The sequence below is a fragment of the Clostridioides sp. ZZV14-6150 genome, from assembly GCF_020657875.1.
GTDB lineage: Bacteria > Bacillota > Clostridia > Peptostreptococcales > Peptostreptococcaceae > Clostridioides.
Window position 1 is genome coordinate 275591 of sequence record NZ_JAGWDA010000001.1, and the last position, 26583, is coordinate 302173.

Annotated in this window: 21 protein-coding genes; 1 reads left to right on the top strand and 20 read right to left on the bottom strand. The window is 28.5% G+C overall.

Features of this window, described 5'->3' with window-relative positions; translation table 11 throughout:
- Positions 1-132: 132 nt before the first annotated feature.
- The 16 genes from KGF41_RS01270 to KGF41_RS01345 form a co-directional block, all read right to left on the bottom strand.
- Positions 133-1506: an MFS transporter gene (locus KGF41_RS01270; RefSeq protein ID WP_227856277.1), complete on the bottom strand. Its 1374-nt coding sequence runs from the start codon at positions 1504-1506 to the stop codon at positions 133-135.
- Positions 1507-1538: 32 nt separating this feature from the next.
- On the bottom strand, positions 1539-2474 hold the full coding sequence (locus KGF41_RS01275) for an ROK family protein (protein ID WP_227856278.1): 936 nt from the start codon (positions 2472-2474) through the stop codon (positions 1539-1541).
- A 999-nt stretch (positions 2475-3473) separates the two neighbouring features.
- Positions 3474-4628: a molecular chaperone DnaJ gene (dnaJ, locus tag KGF41_RS01280; protein WP_227432574.1), complete on the bottom strand. Its 1155-nt coding sequence runs from the start codon at positions 4626-4628 to the stop codon at positions 3474-3476.
- A gap of 208 nt (positions 4629-4836) precedes the next feature.
- Positions 4837-6684, bottom strand: coding sequence for a molecular chaperone DnaK (gene dnaK / locus KGF41_RS01285; protein ID WP_227828207.1), 1848 nt, complete (start codon positions 6682-6684; stop codon positions 4837-4839).
- 93 nt (positions 6685-6777) lie between these two features.
- A complete protein-coding gene (gene grpE / locus KGF41_RS01290; RefSeq protein WP_227432572.1) occupies positions 6778-7398 on the bottom strand; it encodes a nucleotide exchange factor GrpE in 621 nt (206 codons plus the stop codon).
- A gap of 29 nt (positions 7399-7427) precedes the next feature.
- Entirely contained in the window at positions 7428-8447 is a 1020-nt protein-coding gene (gene hrcA / locus KGF41_RS01295; RefSeq protein ID WP_227828206.1) for a heat-inducible transcriptional repressor HrcA, read from the bottom strand.
- 102 nt (positions 8448-8549) lie between these two features.
- Entirely contained in the window at positions 8550-9725 is a 1176-nt protein-coding gene (gene hemW, locus KGF41_RS01300) for a radical SAM family heme chaperone HemW (protein WP_227842140.1), read from the bottom strand.
- A 173-nt stretch (positions 9726-9898) separates the two neighbouring features.
- Positions 9899-11212 (bottom strand): amino acid permease, encoded by a 1314-nt coding sequence (locus tag KGF41_RS01305; RefSeq protein WP_227828204.1) that lies wholly within the window; start codon positions 11210-11212, stop codon positions 9899-9901.
- A 231-nt stretch (positions 11213-11443) separates the two neighbouring features.
- The gene (locus KGF41_RS01310; RefSeq protein WP_227828203.1) at positions 11444-12781 is read right to left on the bottom strand and encodes a CCA tRNA nucleotidyltransferase; all 1338 of its coding nucleotides are present in this window, start codon (positions 12779-12781) and stop codon (positions 11444-11446) included.
- A 161-nt stretch (positions 12782-12942) separates the two neighbouring features.
- Positions 12943-14748, bottom strand: coding sequence for a translation elongation factor 4 (lepA, locus tag KGF41_RS01315; RefSeq protein ID WP_227856279.1), 1806 nt, complete (start codon positions 14746-14748; stop codon positions 12943-12945).
- Between the two features lie 282 nt (positions 14749-15030).
- Positions 15031-15294 (bottom strand): hypothetical protein, encoded by a 264-nt coding sequence (locus KGF41_RS01320; protein WP_227842133.1) that lies wholly within the window; start codon positions 15292-15294, stop codon positions 15031-15033.
- Between the two features lie 29 nt (positions 15295-15323).
- Positions 15324-16331, bottom strand: coding sequence for a stage II sporulation protein P (gene spoIIP / locus KGF41_RS01325; protein ID WP_227828200.1), 1008 nt, complete (start codon positions 16329-16331; stop codon positions 15324-15326).
- A gap of 17 nt (positions 16332-16348) precedes the next feature.
- Positions 16349-17299, bottom strand: a complete 951-nt coding sequence (gpr, locus tag KGF41_RS01330) for a GPR endopeptidase (protein WP_227828199.1) — start codon at positions 17297-17299, stop codon at positions 16349-16351.
- Between the two features lie 485 nt (positions 17300-17784).
- Positions 17785-18561: an alpha/beta fold hydrolase gene (locus KGF41_RS01335; protein ID WP_227856280.1), complete on the bottom strand. Its 777-nt coding sequence runs from the start codon at positions 18559-18561 to the stop codon at positions 17785-17787.
- Positions 18562-18594: 33 nt separating this feature from the next.
- A complete protein-coding gene (locus tag KGF41_RS01340; protein WP_227840030.1) occupies positions 18595-19116 on the bottom strand; it encodes a helix-turn-helix domain-containing protein in 522 nt (173 codons plus the stop codon).
- A gap of 272 nt (positions 19117-19388) precedes the next feature.
- Complete coding sequence (locus tag KGF41_RS01345; protein WP_227856281.1) at positions 19389-21041, bottom strand: cell wall-binding repeat-containing protein; 1653 nt, start codon at positions 21039-21041, stop codon at positions 19389-19391.
- Between the two features lie 459 nt (positions 21042-21500).
- Here KGF41_RS01345 and rpsT point away from each other — a divergent pair, with 459 nt between their 5' ends.
- A complete protein-coding gene (gene rpsT / locus KGF41_RS01350; RefSeq protein ID WP_227432754.1) occupies positions 21501-21767 on the top strand; it encodes a 30S ribosomal protein S20 in 267 nt (88 codons plus the stop codon).
- A gap of 189 nt (positions 21768-21956) precedes the next feature.
- Here rpsT and holA read toward each other — a convergent pair whose 3' ends face one another.
- From holA to KGF41_RS01370, 4 genes are all read right to left on the bottom strand, one after another.
- Entirely contained in the window at positions 21957-23000 is a 1044-nt protein-coding gene (holA, locus tag KGF41_RS01355) for a DNA polymerase III subunit delta (protein ID WP_227856282.1), read from the bottom strand.
- Positions 22963-24243, bottom strand: a complete 1281-nt coding sequence (locus tag KGF41_RS01360) for a ComEC/Rec2 family competence protein (RefSeq protein WP_227828194.1) — start codon at positions 24241-24243, stop codon at positions 22963-22965. The genes holA and KGF41_RS01360 overlap by 38 nt, the downstream gene beginning before the upstream one ends.
- Positions 24244-24372: 129 nt before the next feature.
- Positions 24373-25557 carry a GNAT family N-acetyltransferase gene (eis, locus tag KGF41_RS01365; RefSeq protein ID WP_227828193.1) on the bottom strand — a complete coding sequence of 395 codons (1185 nt, stop codon included), beginning with the start codon at positions 25555-25557 and terminating at the stop codon, positions 24373-24375.
- A gap of 8 nt (positions 25558-25565) precedes the next feature.
- Positions 25566-26471 (bottom strand): DUF2156 domain-containing protein, encoded by a 906-nt coding sequence (locus tag KGF41_RS01370; RefSeq protein ID WP_227828192.1) that lies wholly within the window; start codon positions 26469-26471, stop codon positions 25566-25568.
- Between the last annotated feature and the right edge of the window lie 112 nt (positions 26472-26583).

Below are 26583 nucleotides of genomic sequence, written 5' to 3' on the forward strand. Positions count from 1 at the left end.
GCTTAATTTTAATTCAAAATATTGTATACCTATAAAGTATTCTGTACTTCAAGTTTATGAATATCCAATCAGTCATATTTTGCAAATAGTATTTTTAAATTTATTAAATACTAGACCTATTAAATAAATCCACTATCTTACTTTTCCTAATTCTTTCTTTAAAACAAAATTCAATAAAAAACTTATTGTACCTAAAATCACCATAACATATCCTAATATTTTAAATTGTCCTGATGTTATGGTTGCTTCAAATACCATTCCAAGTAGTACAGTAGCAAAAATAGAACCTAAATAACGGCTAGTTTGAAACAGACCAGAGGCTGTACCTATGCTCTCAGGAGGACTTTCTTTAAACATTGAAGATTGTAATGCTACATTACCAATTCCATAACTAACACCTGCTAATGATAAAATAATTCCCTTACCTATTACTGGTATATAAACAAAAATTACTGAAAGAAGTACTGCACTAATCAGCATAAAAATTGATGACATCATAAGAGGCAATCTAGTTCCAGATTTGTCTATCCATCTTCCAGTCAATGGAGATATAAATATACCTATACCAGACATGAACAACATAAATAGACCAGTTGCTTTTGCACTATAATGTAATGCATCTTGAAAATAACTAGGAAGACCAAAAAACAAAATATAATTAAAGAAATTTAATATAATAAACTGTAAGTAAACCTTTGACAATTTAGGGTTATTTACAAATAGTTTAATATCTATAAATGGTAATTTTGTTCTCAGCTCATGCCAAATAAAAAGACATATCAATATTACACCTAATACAAGTTGTTCTAAATTAAAAGACTCTTTCATAGATAGCAAGAATAGTAATAAAAAAATCATAGCAATTGAAAATAGAAGTATACCAATAATATCTAATCTTGATAAAACATTTTTTAAAGTCTCCTTTACACCTTTTTTCTCTTTTGCTTCTTTTGGAAATAAAAAATATCCTAAACATATAGAAACCACAACAATAGGTATATTTATGAGAAATATAGCATGCCATCCTCCTAAATCCAACAATAATCCCCCAAGTGTTGGACCTAATCCTGCTGTAGTTGAAGCAAAAATGGTTAGGACTGCTAAGGCAGAAGATTGTCTTTCCTTTATATTATTTTGTATAAGAGCAACCCCAGATGGATATAGGGTACTTGTTCCAATTGCCTGAATTACTCTTATAAAAATCAATATAAAGAATGATTGAACAAATGATACTATAGATGCTGATAAAATTACCAGTATCAAACCACTCAAAAATAAGATTTTTCTACCTATTAAGTCTCCTATCTTACCTGAAACTGGTTGTGCAATAGCACTAGCTAAATAAAATGCTGAAACAATCCAAGATACAGTTGTAAAACTAATATGAAAATCATTTTGTATACTATGTAAAGCAAGTGAAATCATAGAAGAATTAAGAGGATTCAGCATAGTTCCTGAACCTATTGCTATCAAAAAAAGTGTTCTTCTAGTGTTTGTTTTACCCATATATCACGCCTCCAATAAGCAATTCATTTCCCTTATAAAAAAGCAGCTCCTATAATCCCTGCGTCTGAACCTAAAGTTGCACATACAATTTTTGCTATATCTTCTTTTTTGTACAATATGTATTTTCTTACCAAATCTTCTATCCCATCAAGTATTATATCACTTGCTTTAGAAACGCCTCCTCCAATTGATATAATTTCTGGGTCTAATGTATTTATTGTATTTGCAAATGTTTTTGCTAAATAAGATTTAAATCTAGTTATTACTTCAATTGCAACTATGTCGTTTTCTCTATATGCATCAAACACCATCTTTGCATTTATTTTTTCTAAATCTCCTTCTGCTAAATCTAAAATCCTGCTTTTTCTACCTTCTTGTATAAGTTTTTGAGAATATTTTATAATGGCAGTTGCTGAACAAAAAGTTTCCACACAACCATTATTTCCACAATTGCAATCAAAATAGTTTTCTCCTATTACTTGATGACCTATTTCTGAGCCTAATCCATGTGCTCCAGAAAAAACTTTTTGATTAATTACTATTCCTCCACCTACTCCAGTTCCTAAAGTATATAAAACTCCAACATCTGCACCTTTCATACTTCCAAACTTTGATTCTCCAAGTGCTGCTACTGTTGCATCATTTTCTCCATGAATTTCAACATTTGGAAACCTTATTTTTAGTTCATTCTCAAAACTTTCTCCATCCCATTTTAAGTTTACACAAGTTACTAAACCTTTTTTATTTATAAACCCAGGTACTCCAAATCCAATAGACTTTATCTCTTTCATATTTAGATTGTTTTCTTCTAACAGTTTATCAATCATTATTTTTATATCATCTAGTATTCCTTCAAAGCCCTTTTTAACCACAGTTTTACATTCTGTTCTAAAAAGTATCTTTCCTTGATTATCAACCACACCTGCTTGTATGCCTGTTCCTCCAATGTCTACACCTATATAATACATCTTTTTCACCTTTCTCTTTTAAATTTTATTAATATATATATTTTATCATGTTTATATTATATTAAAATGTAAAACCATGCAAATTTTTAATAATATCTTTAATACAAAACAAAAGCACCTTCCCATAGTATATTTTCACTATGAGAAGGTGTCTATTTTTATAAATTATTTCAATTTATTAGATGTCAAAACAAACTATATTTAAATCAATTATTTTAAACTCTTATCTTGACTTATTTTTTTGTACTAAACAATATTTTTGCAACTATATATCAACCAAATCTTAAATATATTTTTTACAAACATAAATTAGTTTTCCATAACATAATAAGTTGCTTTTATTATTCACCAATCTATACTAAAAATCTTATACACATAATATATATTTCTTTACATATACATATATTTGACTAAATACATATTTCTTTACATACATATCTAGCCTATTACCTAACCATACATACATATTTCTTTACACATGCACATATCGAAAGCAATTTTTTACGTAAATTTTTCTAACTAAATTATAAGCAAATATGCAATTTGCAAAAGTTTTAATTCTTACAAATAACTTTAAAACTTAGATGCTTTGGCTATACAATATGACTACTTTACTACCAAAATTTTAAGTCTAGGCAATTCCAATAATTATCCCAGCTTTTGAGTTTTTCCAGTACTTAATATAGCACTAAAAGCATCTAACTTTATTTCATAGATTATAATTGAGTTTTCTTCATCATTTGGCTGTGCCACATCCGTTCCCACTGGAATCACCCCTTTCTCTTATTTGATTATATTATAGCATATTATATATGTAGGGACAAGCATTTTTCAGAAAATTATTTATATTCAGTTTTATTTTTTTTAATAAAAACTATTTTTATATATTTATAAAATTAAAAATAGCCAATATAAAAATCATATTATATTAATTCAAAATCTTATAACTAAATAATTTAGATTCTAAAGAATATGATTACATTATATTGGCTATTTTAACTACTTTTTCTTAAACATATCTTCTATTTTCTGTCCGAATGTTTTTTTCTTTTCGTGGACGTTCGACCCGCACTCCTTCGCAAATTCTCTTAATAGATCTTTTTGCTTATCATTTAATTTTTTAGGAATCTCGACTACAACTTTAACATATTGGTCTCCTCTTGAATTACCTCTAATTCTAGGAATTCCTTTTTCTTTAAGTCTAAATACAGTTCCAGTTTGTGTTCCTTCTGGCACACTATACTTAACTTTTCCATCCAAAGTAGGTACTTCTATCTCATCACCTAAAGTTGCTTGAACAAATGTAATTGGCATTTCAAAGTAAATATCATTTCCATCTCTAGTAAACAGTGGATGAGACTTTACATTAACTACAATGTACAAGTCTCCTCTTGGAGCACCTTTTTCTCCCACTTCACCTTGACCAGCAAGTTTTATCATTTGACCATCATCTATACCTGCAGGTATATCTACTTCTATAGTCTTAACTTTTCTTGTATTTCCAGTTCCATGACATTTGCTACAAGGAGATTCAATTACTTCTCCAGTTCCATTACAAGTACTACAAGGTCTTGAGCTTGCTATATTTCCAAATGGAGTTCTTTGAACAGTTCTAACTTGACCAGTTCCATTACAAGTTGAACAAGTTTTCTTTGATGTTCCTGGTTTTGCTCCAGTTCCATCACACTCATCACATTCTTCACTTCTATTTAACTTTATAGACATTTTTTTACCAAATGCAGCTTCTTCAAAAGATATAGTAACATTTTGTCTTATATCTGCACCACGTTGAGGACCTCTTCTTCTTTGTCTTCCACCTCCGAAGCCTCCTCCAAACATGTCGCCAAATATATCTCCAAACATATCTTCAAATCCACCAAAGCCTTGGCCATTAAATCCACCTTGGCCTCCAAAGCCTCCTTGACCATTTAGCCCATCATGTCCAAATTGGTCATAAGTCTTTCTCTTTGTATCATCTGAAAGTACTTCATAAGCTTCATTTATTTCTTTAAACTTTTCCTCAGCCTCTTCATCACCAGGGTTTCTATCTGGATGGTACTTCATTGCTAACTTTCTGTAAGCTTTTTTTATCTCTTGAGCTTCTGCACCTTTACTGATACCTAAGACTTCATAATAATCCCTTTTTGTACTCAAAAATTGACACCACCTTCATTTTACAAAATGATAGCTTGTAGAATAATAAACTACAAGCTATCATTAATTCTTATATTCTACTTTAAGTTATATAATCTATGATATATTATATTCTTTATGATGTATATTGTCCATATATCTTTAATATCTATATGATTTTCATAAATAATCTATTCTTCAATTATCATTTGATGTTATATTATATAGCTTATTTATCTTCATCTACTTCTTTAAAGTCAGCATCTACTACATTGTCATCTTTAGGTCCATTATCTTGAGCTTGCTCTGCACCTTGGGCTGCTTGCTGTTCTTGTGCTGCATTTTGGTACATTTCTTGAGATACTTTTTGGAACTTAGTCATTACTTCTTCTGTAGCTTTCTTAAGCTCTTCTGCTGTAGCATCTTGATTGTCTTTTACAACTTTTAAGTCTGCTATTGCTTTTTCTATATCTTCTTTATCACTTGCACTTATTTTATCTCCAAGTTCATTTAAAGTTTTTTCAGTTTGATATATAGTAGATTCAGCTTGGTTAAATGCTTCTATTTTCTCTTTCTTTTGTTTGTCAGCTTCTGCATTCATTTCAGCTTCTTTTATTTTTTGTTCTATATCTGCTTCTGATAAATTAGTGTTTGACGTTATAGTTATTTTTTGTTCTTTTCCTGTACCTAAATCTTTAGCTGAAACATTAACTATACCATTTGCATCTATATCAAATGTAACTTCTATTTGAGGTATTCCTCTTTGTGCTGGTGGTATATCAGTTAATTGGAATCTTCCTAAAGTTGTGTTGTCATAAGCCATACTTCTTTCACCTTGAAGTACATGTATATCAACAGCTGTTTGATTATCAGCAGCAGTTGAGAATACTTGTGACTTCTTAGTTGGTATTGTAGTGTTTCTTTCTATTATCTTAGTCATTACATTACCCATAGTTTCTATACCAAGAGATAATGGAGTAACGTCTAGTAGTAATAAGTCTTTAACATCTCCTGCTAAAACGCCTGCTTGTATAGAAGCTCCTGCTGCAACACATTCATCTGGGTTTATACCTTTATGAGGATCTTTTCCTATAAATTTCTTAACAGCATCTTGAACTGCTGGTATTCTTGTAGAACCACCAACTAGTAATACATCATCTATTTCACTTGTAGAAAGTCCTGCATCTTGTAAAGCTCTCTTAGTTGGTTCCATAGTTTTTTCAACTAAACCTCTAGTTAATTCTTCAAATTTAGCTCTTGATAAATCTATATTCAAATGTTTTGGACCTTCTGCTGTAGCAGTTATGAAAGGTAAGTTTATGTTTGAATTCATTGTTGATGATAATTCTTTCTTAGCCTTTTCTGCTGCTTCTTTTAATCTTTGAAGAGCCATCTTATCATTTCTTAAATCTACACCTTCAGCCTTTTTGAATTCATCTGCTAAATAGTCTATTACTATTTGGTCGAAGTCATCTCCACCTAATCTATTGTTACCAGCTGTAGCTAAAACTTCAAAAGTACCATCACCTATTTCAAGTATAGATACGTCAAAAGTTCCTCCACCTAAGTCAAATACTAATATTTTCTTTTCTTGGTCTAATTTGTCCATACCATAAGCAAGTGCAGCTGCTGTTGGCTCGTTTATTATTCTCTTAACATCTAACCCTGCTATTCTACCAGCATCTTTAGTAGCTTGTCTTTGAGCATCTGTAAAGTACGCTGGAACTGTTATAACTGCTTCTGTTACTGTTTGTCCTAAGTAACTTTCTGCATCTGATTTTAATTTTTGTAATATTATTGCTGATATTTCTTGTGGAGTATATGATTTTCCATCTATATTTACTTTGTAATCAGTTCCCATGTGAGTTTTTATTGAAGTTATTGTTTTATCTGCATTTGTAACTGCTTGTCTTTTTGCAGGTTCTCCAACTATTCTTTCACCATCTTTTGTAAATGCCACTACTGATGGAGTAGTTCTCATACCTTCATTATTTGCTATTATTTGTGCTTCTCCACCTTCTAATACTGCAACACATGAATTTGTTGTTCCTAAATCTATTCCTATTATTTTTCCCATGACTAAAAATCCTCCTTGAGTAATTGTATAATTAAATTTTACTTATTTGTGTATTTTATATTAGGCTAAATATTTTAACCTTAATTTATATACTTAGCAAGAAACTTTAACCATTGAAGGTCTTATAACTTTAGTTCCTAGTTTATATCCTTTTTGAAGTACCATCACTATTTGATTTGCTTCTACTCCATCTACACTCTCTTGCATAACTGCTAGATGTAAGTTTGGGTCAAATTCCTTAGATTCTGCTTCTATTTCTTCTACTCCAAATTTTACTAGAGTATCTATTAATTGCTTATGTACAAGGCTTATACCCTTATACATAGTATCTTCCTTATCTTCACATGCATCTAAGGCTCTTTCCATACTATCTATAACTGGTATTAACTCAGTTATTATTTTCTCATTTGCAAACACACCAATTGTTTCTTTTTCTTGTTGAGTTCTTCTTCTATAGTTTGCATATTCGGCTTGAAGTCTTTGATATTTGTCATTTAATTCATCTACTTCATCTTTTAATTTTTTTTCTGCTAATTTAGAATTTATATCTGTTACATTTTCATCATCAGCTTTTTCTTCATCAGTTTTTTCGCTTGACTCTTCACATTCTTCATTAACAACTTCATCTTCTAACTCTACTTGAGTTTCAGATTCTTGGTTAATAGAAGTATCATTTTCTTCTTTTACTTCTTGTTGCTCATTTTTTTTATCCAAGACTTTACACCCCTCAATTTAAAATTTCTTTACTTTCTATTAATTAATAAACTCATATAATTTATTATAGAGTAAATTCTAGCGTAATCCATTCTTGTAGGTCCTATGAAGCTTATTCGCCCAACTAAGTCTCTGTCTACATTATAAGTTGCTGTAACTATACTACAATCCTGTGCCAATTTACAATCATTATCACTACCAATTATTATATTTAGATTTTCTTTTTGTATTCCCTTTGATTTAATTATGTCAGCTATTGTTTCCTTTCTTTCTAACATATTTAAAAATGACTTTGCTTTTAACACATCATTGAATTCTGGATAACTAAATATATTAGTGGCTCCATTTAATGATAGAGAAAAATCTTCTTCTTCCATATTTGAGTTTAGGGCATTTAAAAGTTCATCTATAAACCCTGAATACTCACTTATTTCATATTTAATAAAAGCAATCAGATTATCATCTAAATCTGTTATACTTTTTCCTGAGAGCTTCTTTGTAAGATTATCAGAAATCAAATTTAACTTAGATTGATCTAAATATACATTAGTTGTAAGGTTAGCTTTTTTTAAGTCCCCTTTATCTGTTACAACTATAAGTAAAATATTATTGTCATTCATAGCAACTAACTGTATATGCTTTATGACGCTTTGATTTATCAAACTCTTAGTAACTGCTACAGTTGTGTAGTTAGTTAATTGAGATAATAGCTTAGACGTTTCATGAATTAATTCTTTTATATGATTTATGTTATGATTCATACATTGTTCAATAAGAATCTTATCATTATCATCCAATTCACTTTTACTCATAAGAGAGTTTACATATAACTTATAGCCTTTTTCAGATGGTACTCTACCCGCAGAAGTATGTGGCTGAATTAAATATCCTAATTCTTCAAGGTCAGCCATTTCATTTCTTATGGTGGCAGCACTAACACCTAAATCATGCCTTTTAGATATTGTTCTAGAACCTATAGCTTCAGCTGTTTCTATATAATCTTTAACTATAGCTTTGAGGATATTTAATTTTCTTTCATTTAATTCCATATTATTATACCTCCTAGCTGTTAGCACTCACTAAGTTCGAGTGCTAAAAAGATTATATATATTATATACCATTATAAATTTATTTTGTCAATACCTTAAAAATCATTCCATAAATTCTATAAATATACTATTAGATATTTCTCTTCCCTTTTGAGTTAATTGTATGCCCTCAAAGCTTTGGTTTATAAGGTTTCTAGCTAGTAACATTTCTATCTGCTTACTGTATTTTTCTCTAAAATCTATTCCAAATTTTTTTTCAAAATCTTTAAATTTTATTCCCTTATTCATTCTAAGACCCATAAATATCTTTTCTTCTATCATATCTTTTATAGAAAGATTTTCACTATCTTCTATTGGCTTCTCTCTTTTAATCAGACTTAAATGATAATCCTCTAAAGATTCTAAATTATTATATCTATTATTATCAATATAACCAGAAGCTCCTGCTCCAAGACCTATATAATGTTCACATTCCCAATATAAAATATTATGTTTACAATTATAGCCTTCTTGTGAGTAATTTGATATTTCATATTGGTTGTATCCTTTTGACTTTAAATAGTTTATTGTATACTCATACATTTCTATATCTATATTTTCATCTATAAGGTCAAATTGATTATTTTCATACATATTATATAGTTCAGTACCTTCTTCTAATATAAGAGAATATGCTGATATATGTGTTGGATTTAAATCTGTAACTTTTTCAAGAGTTTCCTTCCAATCACATAGTGTCTGATTAGGAAGACTATACATTAAATCTACATTAATATTTTTAAATCCTACACTCAGTGCATCCATATAGTTTTTCTCAAATTCTTTATAACTATGTATTCTTCCTATAAAGTTCAAATGCTTTTCTTGGACAGCTTGTAACCCTATGCTAAGTCTATTGATACCAACTTCTTTCATAGTTTCTAATTTTTCTAGTGTAAGTGTACCAGGATTACATTCTATAGTTATTTCTGCATTTTTATCTATATTGAATTTTTCTTTTATACTTACAAATACTTCTCTTATTTCTTCAGATGTCAAAATACTAGGTGTTCCTCCACCTATAAATATACTTGTTATTATATTGTTTTTGTCTAAATTGAAATCTTCTTTATTTTTGTATTTATCATCTCTATTTAATTTATTGCTGTGTAACTCCATTTCTATTTTCAAATCTTCTATATATCTTTTTTTTGAATCTAGGTCCATTTTATAAGAATTAAAGTCACAATACTTACATTTTTTCACACAAAATGGTATATGTATATAAAGTCCTAACATTTTATATTCCTCATTTCTTAAAATTATCTTAAAGCATCAGTTATTAAATTATAAATCAAACAAAATAACTCATCAAGCCACATATAAAACATTTTCACTATGTAATATCATAAAAAATTTGGATAAAAGTAGATTTTTACTTTTATCCAAATTTTTTAACTTAAAACAAATGATTATCTTTTCTTCATATAATAATAAACTGGTAATCCAAGTATGGTTATGAATATACCACCTAAGGATATTGCTGTTGAAGTCAATATTTGATTTATTATTACAAATAACCCACCTAATATAGCTATAATTGGTATTATTGGATATAAAGGAACTTTATATGGTCTGTGTAAATCTGGTTGTTCTCTTCTAAGCCTTATAACCCCAACAAAAGTCAATACGTAAAATACCCATATTGAAAATATAGTTAAGTCTGTCAAAAGATTAAATTGACCAGATAAAGCATATATACATGCTAATACAGTTATAAGCAGTATTGAATTTACAGGAGACCCACCAGAATTTACTTTTAATAAAACTTTAGAAGCTGGCAAAGTTCCTCTTTCAGCTAATGTATATGGTATTCTTGACCCTGTTAATAAATATCCATTTAATGTACCAAACACTGATATTAATATACCCACAGTTATTACTTTTCCACCTAAATTTCCAAATAATTTTGTTGCAACTAATGTTGCTGGTGAAGTAACAGTTGCTAATTCACTTGCTGGTACAACCCGAAGATATGCTACATTTATTATAATATAGACTGCCATAACTAATGATAACCCACCAACTATTGCTCTTGGTAAATCTTTTTCTGGCGATTTCATCTCGCCTGAGATAGCCCCAACATTTATCCATCCATCATATGCAAACAATGTTGCTATTAATACTTGTCCAAGTGCGCTTGATACATTAACTCCATCACCTACAAATGGATTTAATACTTCACTACTTTGACCTTTAATAAATCCAAAGATTATTATTAGAGCTAATGGTATCATTTTTCCAATAGTAGCTACAGTCTGAACTTTTCCTCCCAATGATGAACCTATTATGTTAAGTAATGATAAAAACAGTATTACTCCAATTGCTATTGGAAGCACAACTGACATATTGTTCGGACTCATATTTAAAAGTTCAGATGCTTGTTGGGCAAATATTACCCCTAATGCGGCTGATGTGCCTGGAAAAAATAATACAGTTTGCATCCATCCAGTTAAAAATCCTAGTTTTTCTCCATATATCTCTTCAATATAAATCATCATACCGCCAGTTTTTGGGATAGCAGCTGATATTTCTGTAGCTGTAAGTCCAGCAGTTATTGTTATAAATCCACCTAAAAGCCATGCTATAATACCTAGACCTGGAGCTCCATTAGTTGTAGTATATATTGCCTGTGGCTTAAAAAAAACTCCCGAACCTATAACCATACCTACAACAGTAGAAAGAGCTGCTGAAAGACCAATAGTCTTTTGTAGTTGAGTACGCATGATGTCCCTCCTCACTGTTTTATAAGTGCATAAAATATTAATTTTATAAATTTATGGTTTTAGTATTCCCAAAGTTTTTTTTTATATTAATTTACTAATTTTATATTAACTTACTAGTTTTATATTAATTTGCTATACATTTAAAATTATAGAATATCAATCTTTAAAGATTGTCTATTTTTTAAATGTGGATTATATTTTCTATCTTAAATTAAAGTTTAATCTTCTAGCTTAAAATGTGTATATATCTAATACTCTTTCTTTTAAAATTTCTTTTTCATTTAGTTCTGGATTATTGATGACAATTTCAAGCATCTTATTTAATAGATACCCTATATCTTTACCTGGTTTAACACCTATAGACATTAAATCGTTTCCATTAATAGCTAAGTCTTTAATATGAAAGCATTCATTTTGGCTTATTATATGTTTAAATTCCTTTTCACTCTCAATAAGGTTTAATATTTTCTGTTTTGCATATTTTGGGTTTTTAGCAAGTGTGTCAGCCCAATTAACTTTTATTAAATCTTCAAATAGTTCAATGTCTCCCAGTTTATTTAATAACTTTTTAATAATTTTTCTTTTTGGTTCTATTCTATAATCATGATATTGTATTAATATTAGAACTTTATTAATAGTATAATTATCATACTTAAGCCTCTTTAAAATTTGCTTTGCTATTTTAACAGACTCCCTACTGTGACTATAAAAATGGTCAATTCCATTTTTATCAGTCGTTTTAGTAATTTTTTTACCCAAATCATGAAATAACATTGTAAGCTTTAGATATAATTCATCTTCAATTACTTCAGTAGCTATCAAAGTATGTTTCCCAACATTATAAATATGATATGGATTATGTTGAATAACATCTTCTAAATCACATATTTCAGGAATTATAAATTTCAATAATCCTGTTGAAATTAATAAATTTAACTTAGATGAATCAGATACTAGCATTTTATTGAATTCTACTTGAATTCTTTCCATAGACACACATTTTATTAAATCTGCTTTTTTGTATATGCTTTGTTTAGTACCTTCAGCTATTTTAAAATTAAGCTGTGCAGAAAACCTAATCGCTCTAAGCATTCTAAGTGCATCTTCTTCAAATCTGTCTATTGGATTTCCAACGCAACGAATACACTTATTTTGTATATCCTCACAGCCATTAAATGGGTCAACTAATCCAGTCTTTGAATTGTATGCAATTGCATTAACAGTAAAGTCTCTTCTTGACAAATCCTTAACTATATCATTTGTAAATTCTATTGAATCTGGATGTCTACCATCACTATAGCTTCCATCTATTCTATATGTTGTCACTTCAAATGGCTCATGTTCAATCATGACTGTTACAGTACCATGTTGTATACCAGTTGGAATAGTTCTTTCAAATATCTCTACTACTTTTTCAGGTCTTGCACTAGTTGTTATATCCCAGTCATTTGGAATTCTTTCTAATAAACAATCCCTCACACATCCTCCAACTACATATGCCTCATAACCATTTTTTTCTAATTCTTTAATTATATAATCCACTTTTTTAGGAATTTCTATATTAGTCATAAATATCACCTTTTTTTATTTTTTCTTTAATATACACTTACTTATATTCTCTATGTGTTTAATTAAAATATACCACAAAAAAACTAGATTAATTTAGAAATAATTCTAAATTCACTCTAGCTTTTAAGTATTTTTATCTAAATTTATAAAAATTTAATAAATTATTCATCCAACTTAAGTACAGACATAAATGCTTTTTGAGGAACTTCAACAGAGCCAATTTGTCTCATACGCTTCTTACCTTCTTTTTGTTTTTCAAGAAGTTTCTTCTTACGAGATATATCTCCACCATAACATTTAGCAAGTACATCTTTTCTTAAAGCACTTATTGTCTCTCTTGCAATAACTTTATTACCAACAGCAGCTTGTATAGGTATAGCAAATTGATGTCTTGGAATTTCTCCTTTTAATTTCTCACACATTGCCTTTCCTCTAGGGAAAGCACGAGTTTCATGTACAATAAAACTAAGAGCATCAACTTGCTCTTTATTAATTAAAACATCAAGTTTTACAAGAGTAGATGCAACATATCCCTTAATCTCATAATCAAGAGAACTATATCCTCTAGTTCTTGATTTTAAGGCATCAAAGAAATCATAAACAACTTCATTAAGAGGAAGGTCGTAATGAAGCATTACTCTTCTCTCATCTATATATTCCATGTTTAACATATTTCCACGTCTTTCCTGGCAAAGTTCCATAACAACACCTACATAATCTTTAGGAACTATTATATCTCCTTTTACTATAGGTTCTTCTATCATTCTTATCTCAGCTACTTCTGGTAAATTTGCAGGATTTTGTATCATTACAACTTCTCCATCAGTTTTTGTAACTCTGTATATAACAGATGGTGCTGTAGTGATTATATCAAGATTAAATTCTCTTTCAAGTCTTTCTTGCATTATTTCCATATGTAAAAGACCTAAAAATCCACATCTAAACCCAAACCCTAGTGCTGCTGAAGTTTCAGCCTCATATTCAAGAGCAGCATCATTTACTTGTAATTTTTCAAGAGCATCTCTTACATTTTCATACTTTTCACCTTCTCCTGGATATATACCACAATATACCATTGGAGTAGCTTTTTTATATCCTGGTAAAGGTTCTTCTGTAGGATTATTTGAATCTGTTATTGTATCCCCTACACGACAACTTCTTATATCTTTTATACTAGCAGCAACATAACCAACATCACCTGCTGATAATTCACTAAGTTCAGTTTGCCCTGGAGCCATAACACCAACTTCAGTTACTTCAAACTTTTTCTTAGTATTCATCATTTTTATTGTCATACCTTTTTTAACAGTTCCTTCAAACACTCTAACATAGGCTACAACACCTTTATAAGCATCGTAATAAGAGTCAAATATTAACGCCTTTAATGGAGCTTCATTATCTCCTTTAGGTGCAGGAACATTTTTTACAATATCTTCTAAAACATCTTCTATATTTAAACCTGTTTTAGCTGAAATAAGAGGTGCTTCACTTGCATCAAGCCCTATTATATCTTCAATTTCATGTTTTACTTCATCTGGTCTTGCACTTGGTAAATCTATTTTATTTATTATTGGTAATATTTCTAAATCTTGGTCTATTGCAAGATACACATTAGCTAAAGTCTGTGCCTCAACACCTTGTGCTGCATCAACTACCAATAATGCTCCCTCACACGCAACTAAACTTCTTGATACCTCGTAATTGAAGTCTACATGTCCTGGTGTATCTATAAGATTTAAATAATATTCATTTCCATCCTTCGCCTTATACATTAATCTTATATTTTGGAGCTTTATAGTGATTCCTCTTTCTCTTTCAAGATCCATGTTATCGAGTAATTGACTCTTCATGTCTCTTTCACTGACAAGCCCCGTTTGTTGTATTAATCTATCAGCTAAGGTAGACTTTCCATGGTCTATATGTGCAATTATACTAAAATTTCTAGTTCTACTTTGTTTATTGTCCACCTTAAATTCCCTCCTCTTGATTATTCTTATAGTTATCATTTTATATTATATAAAAACTTTTTATATATCAAATTTTAAATTTTTGAATATAAACTAATTGGCATTAAACAAAATTATCCACATTATATGTGGATTATCAAGCCTAACACTAAATATTATATAATATCATAAACTTAAAGTAAATCCTATAAAAGATAGTTAATGTATTTTTATTTTATACAATTAAAGATACATAACTAAAATAAGGCTTATTTTAATCAATAAACCTTATTCACTTATTTACTACTTATTAAATTTTTCAACAATTTTGTGTATATCAAAATTTGGTATATCAAGCTTTGGTATATCAAGCTTTGTAATATCAAATTTAATACTTGAGAAATAATTATGTTGTTTTATTCCCAACATACTTTTAGCATTACTGTCAACTATAAATACACAAACTGATGTACCTATAATCATAATAACTAAAAATATAATTCTCATAATATACTTATATTTTCTTTGTTTACTTTTACCTTCTATATTTCTTTCTAATCGGCTCATTCAACATGCTCCTAATTATACTAAACAATCTAATTTTTTTGTTTAAAATATTCATCTAAAATTTCAGCAAGATACTTTGTAGTAGCCTTAGATTCTTCTATACTTGTTGCATTATTTCCAATTTCTATTAACATGTGATTTTTAACTGCAAATTGATTAAATCTAGCATAATCTTTTTCTACTATTGGAGACACCAAGCCTGGATATTTCTTTTCAGCAAAAGCAGTTATATCATCTGCTAAAGCTCTAAGCTGTGCTTTATTTTCATTTTTTCCTCCTACAACAAAGAAGAATTTAGATACTCTCTCTCCATTTATCATAGTTGTATATTTTAAATGGTCTTTTTCTTTAGTGGCTGGATTAGTTAAATCCCTAGCATCCCTATGTAAATCTATTGCTATGTCCACTGTATTATATTTAGGGAGTATACTTTTTATTGTTTTTAAACTACTTGCATAAGAGTTATTATAAGATGGATAGTCATGGTATTTAGTAGTATGGACTACACCCCATCCCTTACTGTCTAAAGCACTAGTTAATGCATTTCCTACTTCCATTACTGAATTTTTCTTATCTCTTGAATGATAATTTCCATCAGGTGAATTTGAATAAGTTTCACATCCATGAGTATGATATATCAAGATTCTTGGATTTTCTTTAGTCACTCTTAAATCATCTTTATAATCTTCACTAGATGCAGTACTAGTTTCAGTTGTATCTGAGTTTTTTGACTCAATGTCTGGAACATTTTCTTTACCAACATAAAGTTTTATATATTCTTTTTCACTTTCTTTCTTATTATCAGCTTTACTTACATCCTCAGATTTTTTATTTTCATCTTTACTTTCTTTACTTGTTTCTTTATTTTTATCACTCTTTTTATTTTCTGTATTATTTCCTTCGACTTTAGCTTCTGGATAAGATGAATTTACTAAAAATTTCAAAAAGTCATCTTGATTTAAAGCCAATGATTTTCCTGGTAAAATGCATGCTAATATAAAAGTCAAGGTTACTACTTTAATGCATTTTTTAAACATATTTGCTCCTCCTTATTTTACAATCTACCTGGATGTAAAGACCTATTTAGACCTTCACTTATTATTATAGATAGATTTTCAATTGTATCATCTATATCTTTTGGTGTTACGATTAAATTCTTATCATATGGGTCTAATGAATCTTTTATTAGATGATATTTTTCTTCTTCTTTAAGTTTTTTCAACATATTATAAAAACTTTCTGTTTCTTCTGACTGAGATATTAAATTATCTATTGCCATATCCAAAACATCTATAGTAAGAGTTGCTGCGTCAACCACAGTTGGAACTCCTATTGCAATAACATCCACTCCTAAAGTTTCTTTAGTGAGAGATTTTCTTGTATTGCCAACACCTCCACCAGGTGATATTCCTGCTGTTGATATTTGTATAGTAGAGTTTACTCTTTCCATTTTTCTTGATGCTAGTGCATCTATTGCTACTACTCTATCTGGCTTCACTTTCTCAACTAATGACTTCACTACTTCACTAGTTTCTATTCCAGTAACACCCATAACCCCTGGGCTTAAAGCTGATACCTCAGTAAAATCATCATCATAATCCTTGTTATAATTTTTAAAGAGATGTCTAGTTACCAGTGTTTTAGATACACTTTTTGGACCCAATGCATCAGAAGTAATATTTCTATTTCCAAGACCAATTACTAGTGTCTTTTTGTTTTTGTCTTGTCCAAACACATCTACCAATTCATCTTTTAAATAACTTATCATTTCTTCTCTTGACTCATCATCATCAAACTTCATAAGATTACTTTCTAGGGTTATATATTTTCCTATATCTTTGTTCATTATCTCTGAACCTTGTTCATCTATTACTTCAACTTTTGTTACAATACAATTTTCTAATTCTTTAGTTTCTATTTCTACCCCAGGAATACTACTTCCTTCTTGAGACTTTTCACACATTTCACTAGCTTCTAAAGCTAAATCTGTTCTTACATTAATCATATAAACCTCCAGTATAAATTAAATGCTAATTATAATTGTTAACAAAATTTAGTATTTTATAACAAAAAACTATAAATTTATTTAAAACAAGTAAAATTAAGGCTTTCAATGTAAGAAAATCGAGTTTGGTCAGTAAATGGTCAGTAAACTTCCTTATCTATCATTTATTTACAAATATAAAAAGGTAGCAACTATTTACATAGGCGCTACCTTTTAATCTATTTATCACTTTCTTCCCAAGATTTCATTCATTATATATTTCCTCTAAAACAATTAAATGATAAACATATTTTTGAAAGTGTTTATTCAACTTTTTGAAGGGTTTAAAGATGTGCAATCATAAAAAAATGCTCTCTAAAGTACCTTTCTTGTTTTATTGGTTGAAGCCTAATGCAGATAATGTCTTAGCATAATAGTAAATAGGCATGTTCTTTGTTGCATCTTCTAAACTTTATGTTCATAGTAGAATGACTTCTTCACTTCATTTATTTCTGTTGAAAGAATGGTTCAGCAATTGCTAGCCACTCATTTGGAAGATAAAGAGAGAGATAACCATGATTATAACCTTTAGCTTCATAAATCCTACATGAGGCCACATAAGACTGAAACATTTTCGCAGAGTTTTTGACACACTTCATTTCTTTTTCTCCATACCAGTACATCACTTGTGCCGTGGTTTTTTTGACGCTATCCTTAAGTGTATATTGCATCATATAAGTACGATACATATTATATAATGTTTCTTTTCTGACATGTGGCATATCCTGCATATAATATGCTTTGATTTCATCTGGGTACTGCATATTTTTAGGTAATAGCTTTGGCATCATAGCAATTTGAAAACGACAGGCCTTCTCACTAAATAGAAGTCCTCCACAAAAACGAATACCAGCAATACAAAACCTTGCCATAGTAGGTCTTGGGTAGCATATACTACCATCAATAATTGCCTTTTGGGTAATATCAGGTTTTCGAGATAAAAGCTCCATCACAATTTGACCACCAAGTGACACACCACACAAAGCAAAAATATGACCACCACATTCTTTATCTATATATTCTACTAACTTGTCTGCTGTATCCTCTGTGGAAATATATGTATTCTCATATTCTTCTCCATGACCATCCAATGTAGGAAGTATTACATAATAGTTTTCAGACAAAACCTGTGCTTGTCGTAAATAGTTCCACCATGCGTTCCCACCTCCATGAATCAACATTATATGTGGACTTTTTTTATTTCCAAATTCATGAAATTTCATATGTCACCTCTCCCTATAAAAATAAAATGAATGTTATTTCTTCTTGTCATCATCCACTACAGGTGGAGAAGATATAATTGAGAGTTTTCGAAGCTTTAGATTCGATTTAGGTTTTTGATCTACATATGGTTTCAATAAATTAGCTATATTTTGAAGAAGATCTTTATATTCATTATCAGTCATATATAACAATGCTGAAGTAAAAAGTACATTATCTTTTTTATGCTCTTGATTTTTCCTGCTAAAATACTCATTCATTTCCTGCATTAACCCTATATGAAATGCTGTAGAAAGTGCAACAAATGCCTCACCTTCCATTGGCACTTCATCTTCCTTTAGTGCATAAACCTTTTCAATCGTACCACGCACACGATTTTCTTTGACTACTTCAATCATATTATTCTCTTCTAAAATTTTGACATGATGATAAACCGTTGCGCGAGGAATATCATTCAAATACTTCACTATATCAGATGTACGAACACTGCCATGAAGTCGAATATACTGTAAAATACGAAGTCTAGCAGGATTTAGAATCAATTTTACTACGTCCATCTTATCATCCCTTTCTTTAATCTATAAAAATATTATAGTCTATTTTTTTAGACTATTCAACTGTTCAATGTAAAAACGTTAAAAATCATGTTAGTTTTTCGATATTTATTTTATTATTAATAATACATTTATAAAATCCATCATATATGTACATGTTTTTTCAATATAAATAATTAAATGATAAATATATTTTTGAAAGTGTTTATCCAACTTTTTGAAGAATTTAAGGATATTCAATCATAAAAAAGGCTCCCTAAAGAACCTTTCTTGTTTTACTGGTTGAAGCCTAATACAAATAATGCCTTAGCATCATAGTACTTAGGCATAGTTTTTGTTGCATTTTCTAGTCTAGAAGAATTAAACTCTGCTGAAGTTCTATATAATGCAACTTCAGAACCATCAAATTCATACCACTTACCATCAATTTGCACATAGTTCCAAGCATGGTTTAAGGCTCCATCTTCCTGATATATCGAATTCATTCCCATTAGCCTTGTCAATACATGAAAGCTACTTGCAAAACTTCCACATGAAGCACGTTTTTCAACAAGATTTCCATATACATTTGTATCATGTGCTATACCACTCACATATTTTGACTCTATTACCAGTTTTGCAGCTCTATTCGCCTTTTCCATATCAGATGCATTTCTCCAATCGAAACTATTTAGGAAATTTCTAATTACTGCAAGTTCATTTTTAGTCTGCTCATAAGTAAGCAACTCTTTGCCTGCTATAATTTTTATAGGGTCAAGATTTTTAAATATTACACTCTTGTATGCTTCACCTGCAAATGCAGCAGCGTATGCACCTAATCCTGCATATCCTTTATTTATATAATAATATTTGCCATCTGCTCTAAGTTCATTCCCATTTTCATTTCCACCATAATTAATGTCCCACCCAGCTTTACCAGTTGTGTTAAGGCCAAGCTGTACTAGCATCCCTTTGAGAGGATATTCCTCGTTTGTATTGTTTTTGACTACGCCTGTATTAGTGTCACCTACATTATTAGTTACATTCAAACATTGTGTTATTATAGAAGCATCAATATTTCCTATTGATGTTATTTTAGTAGCACCTTTAAGTATACTTTTGTTACTTCCATTTCCAACTAATACAATTGGTTTACTTTCAGCTAGAGTTGAGCCAATTAACGGATAAACTAGGTCACTTCCACTAGCTACATAAAATTCTTTAGCACCACCATAAAACTGTTGAACTATCTTTTTATTAGTCTCATATCTATCAATTCCACCTAATCTAGTTGCTCCTAATTTTTCTACAAGTTGATTACTCATAGTATTTGTTGAACCAAATGCAAATATTTTATCTCCTTTAATTTTAAACTCAGGCATATCTGAACCGTTAGTAAGTAATACAGGTATCTCATTTTTAAATGCAACTGAAGCTGCACTTATGGCATCTGCTTCACCTTTAAACCCATTTGCTACCAGTACATTACCTGAAGTACCTTTTAATTCTAAAATCTTGTCACTTACCTTATAACTTGTACTAAGTCTATCTTTTCCTTCAATTCTTTCAACGTCAATATTTTTTTCCTTTAATAAATTCTCTACTTTGCTTCCTATAGAATTATTTCCTCCTATTATGTACACTTTTTTAACATTATTAAATCTTTTTAATGTTGAGTCTGGTATCTCATCTTTCTTAGTCAATAATATTGGTGCGTTTTCAACTCCAGCCAATCCACTTGCTGATAATCCATCTGCTAAACTACTATCCACATTGATAAGGATAGCTTTAGTATAATTCTGCCTATCTGCAATAATAGCTGAAGTTTCATACTTATCTTTACCATTTATACTATCAATCGAACTTAGTGCATTTGATACTATTGGAAAAGCAGAAATTACTAGCAAGAATGAAATTCCCATAGTTAATAATTTTTTACATATTTTCATAATATAAATACCTCCTAAATATTATAGTTCTACTTAAATAATATACTATAGAATGAAAAAAACATCTCAATTATTGGAAAAATTATCTTAATTAAACATATAAATTTATATTTTTATAAATTTTTTATTAAATTTACAAAAATGAGTAATTTCTTGCATTATCTTATAATTATTGGAAATACTATCAAAATGTATGTAAATAGTTTGTATTATATCAAAATATTTGTTACAAAAAATGAAATATTAATTTATATATATTAAAATATTTAAAACACAAAATATACCAACCTAAAAACAAGATATTGCAAATTATTTATACACAATCTATAGTCTAAAAAATCAAAATAAAAAACATTATTAAAATATATAAATAATAATCCTTGATTTTTAGATTTATTTCTGTTAAAATCTAATATGTTGACGATGAATATGAGAAAAAAATACAGGGAGGTGAACACGGTGGCAAATATAAAATCAGCTAAGAAAAGAATAAGTGTTATCGAAAAGAAAACTGCTTTAAATAGAGTTAGAAAATCTCAAATAAAAACTGCAATAAGAAGATTCGAAGATGCTGTTGCAGCTGGAAACAGAGAGGATGCTGTTGTTAAGTTCCAATATGCTCAAAAGAGAATATACCAAGTAGCTTCTAAAGGAACTATACATAAGAATGCTGCAGCTAGAAAAGTAGCTAAATTAGCTCAAAAGTTAAACGGTATGAACGCTTAATTACCAGTTTATATTTCTTATATATAATAACCCCTATGTAGGGGTTTTTTATTTTGGAAATTTATACAATAAAAAATAAATAGTTAGACATATTATAGTTGATTATATACTCTTAGACTCAATTTAGCCTACTTGTACTTTGAACTATAACATATCTTGCTATTTATTTTTTATTAATATATAAGTTTTTTACATTGCTTGCCTTTTACAGTATCTACTAATCAACATTTCTACTGCTAAAGTATCCCTTATAAGTCCTGTTTTTATTTTATAATCGCTTTCTAATATATAGTTTAAAATTTCTATGATTATATCATCAGAGAAGTTTTTAGTCTGTTTTAATGCTTTTCCTATTACAAATTGATGCATTTTTAATTTATCTGCTATAAGTTTTGCTGAGTATCCCTCTAGTTGTAATTGTCTTACTTGCATAACTATTTTAAATTGTCTAGCTATCATAGAAAATATACCTAAAACAGATTCGCCTTCTTGTATCATATCATTCAATATTTTCATTGCATTAGAAGCACTTTGCTCTCCAATATAATCAATTAACTTAAATATATCATTTTCAACCTTTTTAGGAGATAATTTATCTATTACATCATTAGTTACACTATTTCCCTTTCCAACAAATGAACTAATTTTATTTATCTCGTTTTCTAAGTCTGATAAAGTCTTTTCACTACTTTTATCTCTATATCCTTCTTGTTCAATAAAATACATTATTTGAGAGTTTTCTATTATAACTTCATTTAGAGCAAAAGATTTTTTTATCCACTTAAATAAGTCCATATCAGAAAGCTTGTCACAATTAAAAACAATTCCATTATTACCTATCTTTTTAACTAAAGATTTTCTTTTGTCTATATCTCCATATACAACAAAAACTATAGTGGTAGTGTCTGGAGTATTATCTAAATGCTCTATCAAGTATTTTTCGTCGCTATCTGTAAAATTCTTTTTCTTTCCTTTTAGTAACTCAAAGTCTTTTACTATTACTATTTTTCTATCATCCATAAAAGGAAGTGTCTCTATAGAGCTTATAAGCTGATTTAAGACTATTTCCTTTCCATCTATTATATCTAAGTTAAAATCGAGCATTCCTTCGTTTAAATTCTCTTTAAAGACTTTTATTGCATTTTCTATTAAATAATACTCTCTGCCATAAAAAAGATACATTTTCTCAAGTTTTTTATCTTTTATATTCCTTATAATATCCTTGTAATCCATTTTCTTGCTCCTTTATCTCTTTTCCTTCTATGTAAAATATGTAAAAAAATACTCCTATGTAATAAATCACTACAATATAAAGTTTAGGGTTATCTATATCAATATATGCAAAATTTAAATTGCTGAGTTTATCTAGTAAAAAAAATATGATTTCTATCAATGTGCTGTTGAATAAAGCTATTATTTTAGCTATTACTACACTTATTTTAAATATTATTAAACTTGCAATACTCAAATACATTATTATACCTATAAATGGTACTATTATTAAATTTCCTATGATTGAAACCAATGGTATACCTTTAAATGTATAATATATTATAGGCAAGGTTAATATATTTGACGATATTGTCAATGATACCATACTTAATTTTATAATACTATTTATTTTATTGTAAAATATTAGTATAGAGAATGTAGCTAAAAAAGATAATTGAAAACTTACATTATATATAACATAGGGGTTATTTATAATTAAAACTATCCCTATTAGAGACAGTGTTGATATTCCATCCTTTTTTCTATTAATAAAGACTGATAAATAGAAAACCATAACAAATGCTATAGACCTAATTATAGATGGAGACGCACCTACCATTATACAATATAAAGATATAAAAATCGACAATATTAATAATTTATACAATTTATTTATACCTCTTAATAGAAAAGCAATTACAACACATAGTATGCTTGTATGAAGACCAGATATAGATATTACATGACTAGTTCCTGTCCTAGTGAACATTTCTTTTTGTTCATCTGTCAAATTTTCAACCTCTGCTAACAATATAGAATTTATAAAATCTGAATTTTTCTTATATAAATATCTATAAGTTTTATTTATGTAAAGCTTTATTTTACCTATTAAGTCATATATTTTATTTTTACCAATAATTTTATAACTATTTATATATATTATACCTTTATATCCAGTACTTTTTATATATCTTCCATAATCAAAATCTTCATATTTCATTTTACCTAAACTTTTAAATTTACCTGTAACATTAACTTTCTGACCAATTTTCAAATTTTTAGTTCTTGTGTAATCATTTATTAGGAAAGCTCCTACTTTATACTGATTATATCTAGGCTTTTCAAATCTTCCTTTGACTGTTCCTTGTATAGTTATTATCTTATCATTAAATTTTTCATCCTCTTTCTTCTTATTTGTGATAATAAAAGATACAGCTATCACAAATATTAATATAATTAGTAAAGGTCTTCTTATTTGAATCATAATCACTCCTCTATAAAACATATTATTTAGATTATTTTCAAATAAAGATTTTTTAAACAAAAGAAATTATTCTATAAACAAAAGAATACGTCAAAAGATTTATTAAAATCTTTTGACGTATTTTCACTTCTATATATATTCATTTATATAATTGTCTTTTTTAGAAAAAATGCAATTAAGTATTTCTATTGTTTCTTTTGAAATACCTTCTATATTATTTAATAAAAGTGCTTCTTCAACGTCTGTATAAGAAAATGCCAATTGTGTTAAAGCATTTATATCTAATTTAATATCAAAACACTCTTGAAGCCCTTCTGTGCATTCTTTATTTAATTTTTCCACTATTACTTTCTTATTTTGTATAGAGACTTTGAATAGTCCATTATTTTCTTCTATAAATTTATCTTCTATATATAATTTTATAGAACTATTAATATCCTTATCAATATCTATATCTTCAATAAATTGCTTTACATTTATAACTCTTCCCATCATAAAAGGTTTTATTTTTATCTCACAATCTTTAGGGTTGTCTAATATAAACCTTATCTTATCTATTGTAGGAGTAGCTATAGAAGCTATCTTACATTGAGTATTGTGATTATATATAAATTTAAGCATTGATTTAAGAGCATCTATGTTTTTATAAAATAGCTCTCTGACAAACATTTTATCTCCTTGAAGAAAATAAATTATATATCCATCTTTTTCATTACCTTCATGGATATATAAATGTCCGTCTTCACTTTGGATTTCTTTAAATAAGTTTTCATAATAATGTTCATCTTTTAACACATTACCATTAACCTCATTTAAAAATACTTTATCTATTTTAATTAAATCATCAATTTGTGATAAATCAGCTTTTATCATTTTTCCATTTGCCTTGAAATTTTTTAAATCATCTGTTTTGATAGTATATTCAATTTGGTCATAACAGTGCTCATATCCAAATCTTCTATAAAGTCTATAGTCAATTGGCATTAATATAGATACTAGTTGTCCTTTCTTATACAACTCATTTAAAGTAAATTTAATAACTTTACTCATATAACCAGTTCCTCTCCCCTCAGGAAGTGTAGAAACCCCTACTACATACGATGTATTGTATACCTTACTATTTAAGCTTAATTTATACTGGTTTAGCTGAAGAGAGGAAACAATTTTTCCTTCATCTAAAGCTATTACAGTATTTTCATATTTATATTTATCATTAAAATAGTATTTCATGAAACTTTCACTGTCATTAAAGCAATAACTCCATATTTCTTTTATACTTTCTATTTCTTCGTCTTTAGCATACCTAATCTCCATATAGTTTATTAAGCCTCCCTAACACTGTACTTTTCAACAAATCTACAAGGGTGGTAAGAAAGTTTAGCTTTTCTCAGACCTTCAATACCTAAGTCTTCTTCTCTATTTACAAATTCAACATCTTCAAATTCACTTACTAAAAATTGTTGGTTTATAAATGGATATAAACCTCTTATATCAGGATTGGCTTTTTCTATATGAATTAATGCCATGTTTTTATTTAAAAGCTCTCCGATACTAAATGCTTCTAATTTTCCATCCACATATACACCAAACACTTTTACTTTATCTTTTAAAATATCGTAATTGTTAAATATCTTTTTGATACCAACCAATTCATCATCCATACTTTCATCAAATTCGTTATTTTCTTCTTTGTTACTTTCCCATTCTTTCATTAATACTAAACATTCATTGAAGTTTTCTTTATCTAATAATCTTGCTTCATATCTACCTGCATATTCTTTTAAGAAATAATTTATGTGATTTCTCTTCTTTTGATTCTTTTTACCAGCTAATGTTCTTAAACTTTCTGCATCATAGATATAGTCAAATAAATCTCTTTCTTCTATATACTCAAATCTATTTGGGTATTTTTCTTTTAGAAATTCTACCACTTCAGTAGTAATACCCCTTAAGTATATTTTTTTGTTGTTATGTGAAAAATACTCAAGTACAAAATCTACAACTTCTGGAAGTTTGTCTTTTTTAGCAAGTGGTAATATTGAGAAACTATCTCCTTCGTATTCACCAACTAAAACAGCAAAATCTTCACCTATATAATATCCTGTCTTATAAACATGTTGCCACATATATAAAGTACTAAAACAGTACTCACAAGCTTCATAATCTACTAAATCAAAATAAGGGTCTAGCTCCTTTTTTGAATTTAGTTCAATATCTTTGAAAAACATAAAATCCTCCTACCTTTTTATTGCTTAATTTTTTAAAATTTTATTTTGTATCTATAAAAACTCCAATTTAGTTATGGTATTAATTTCACTTATATTGTCTAAAATATAAAAT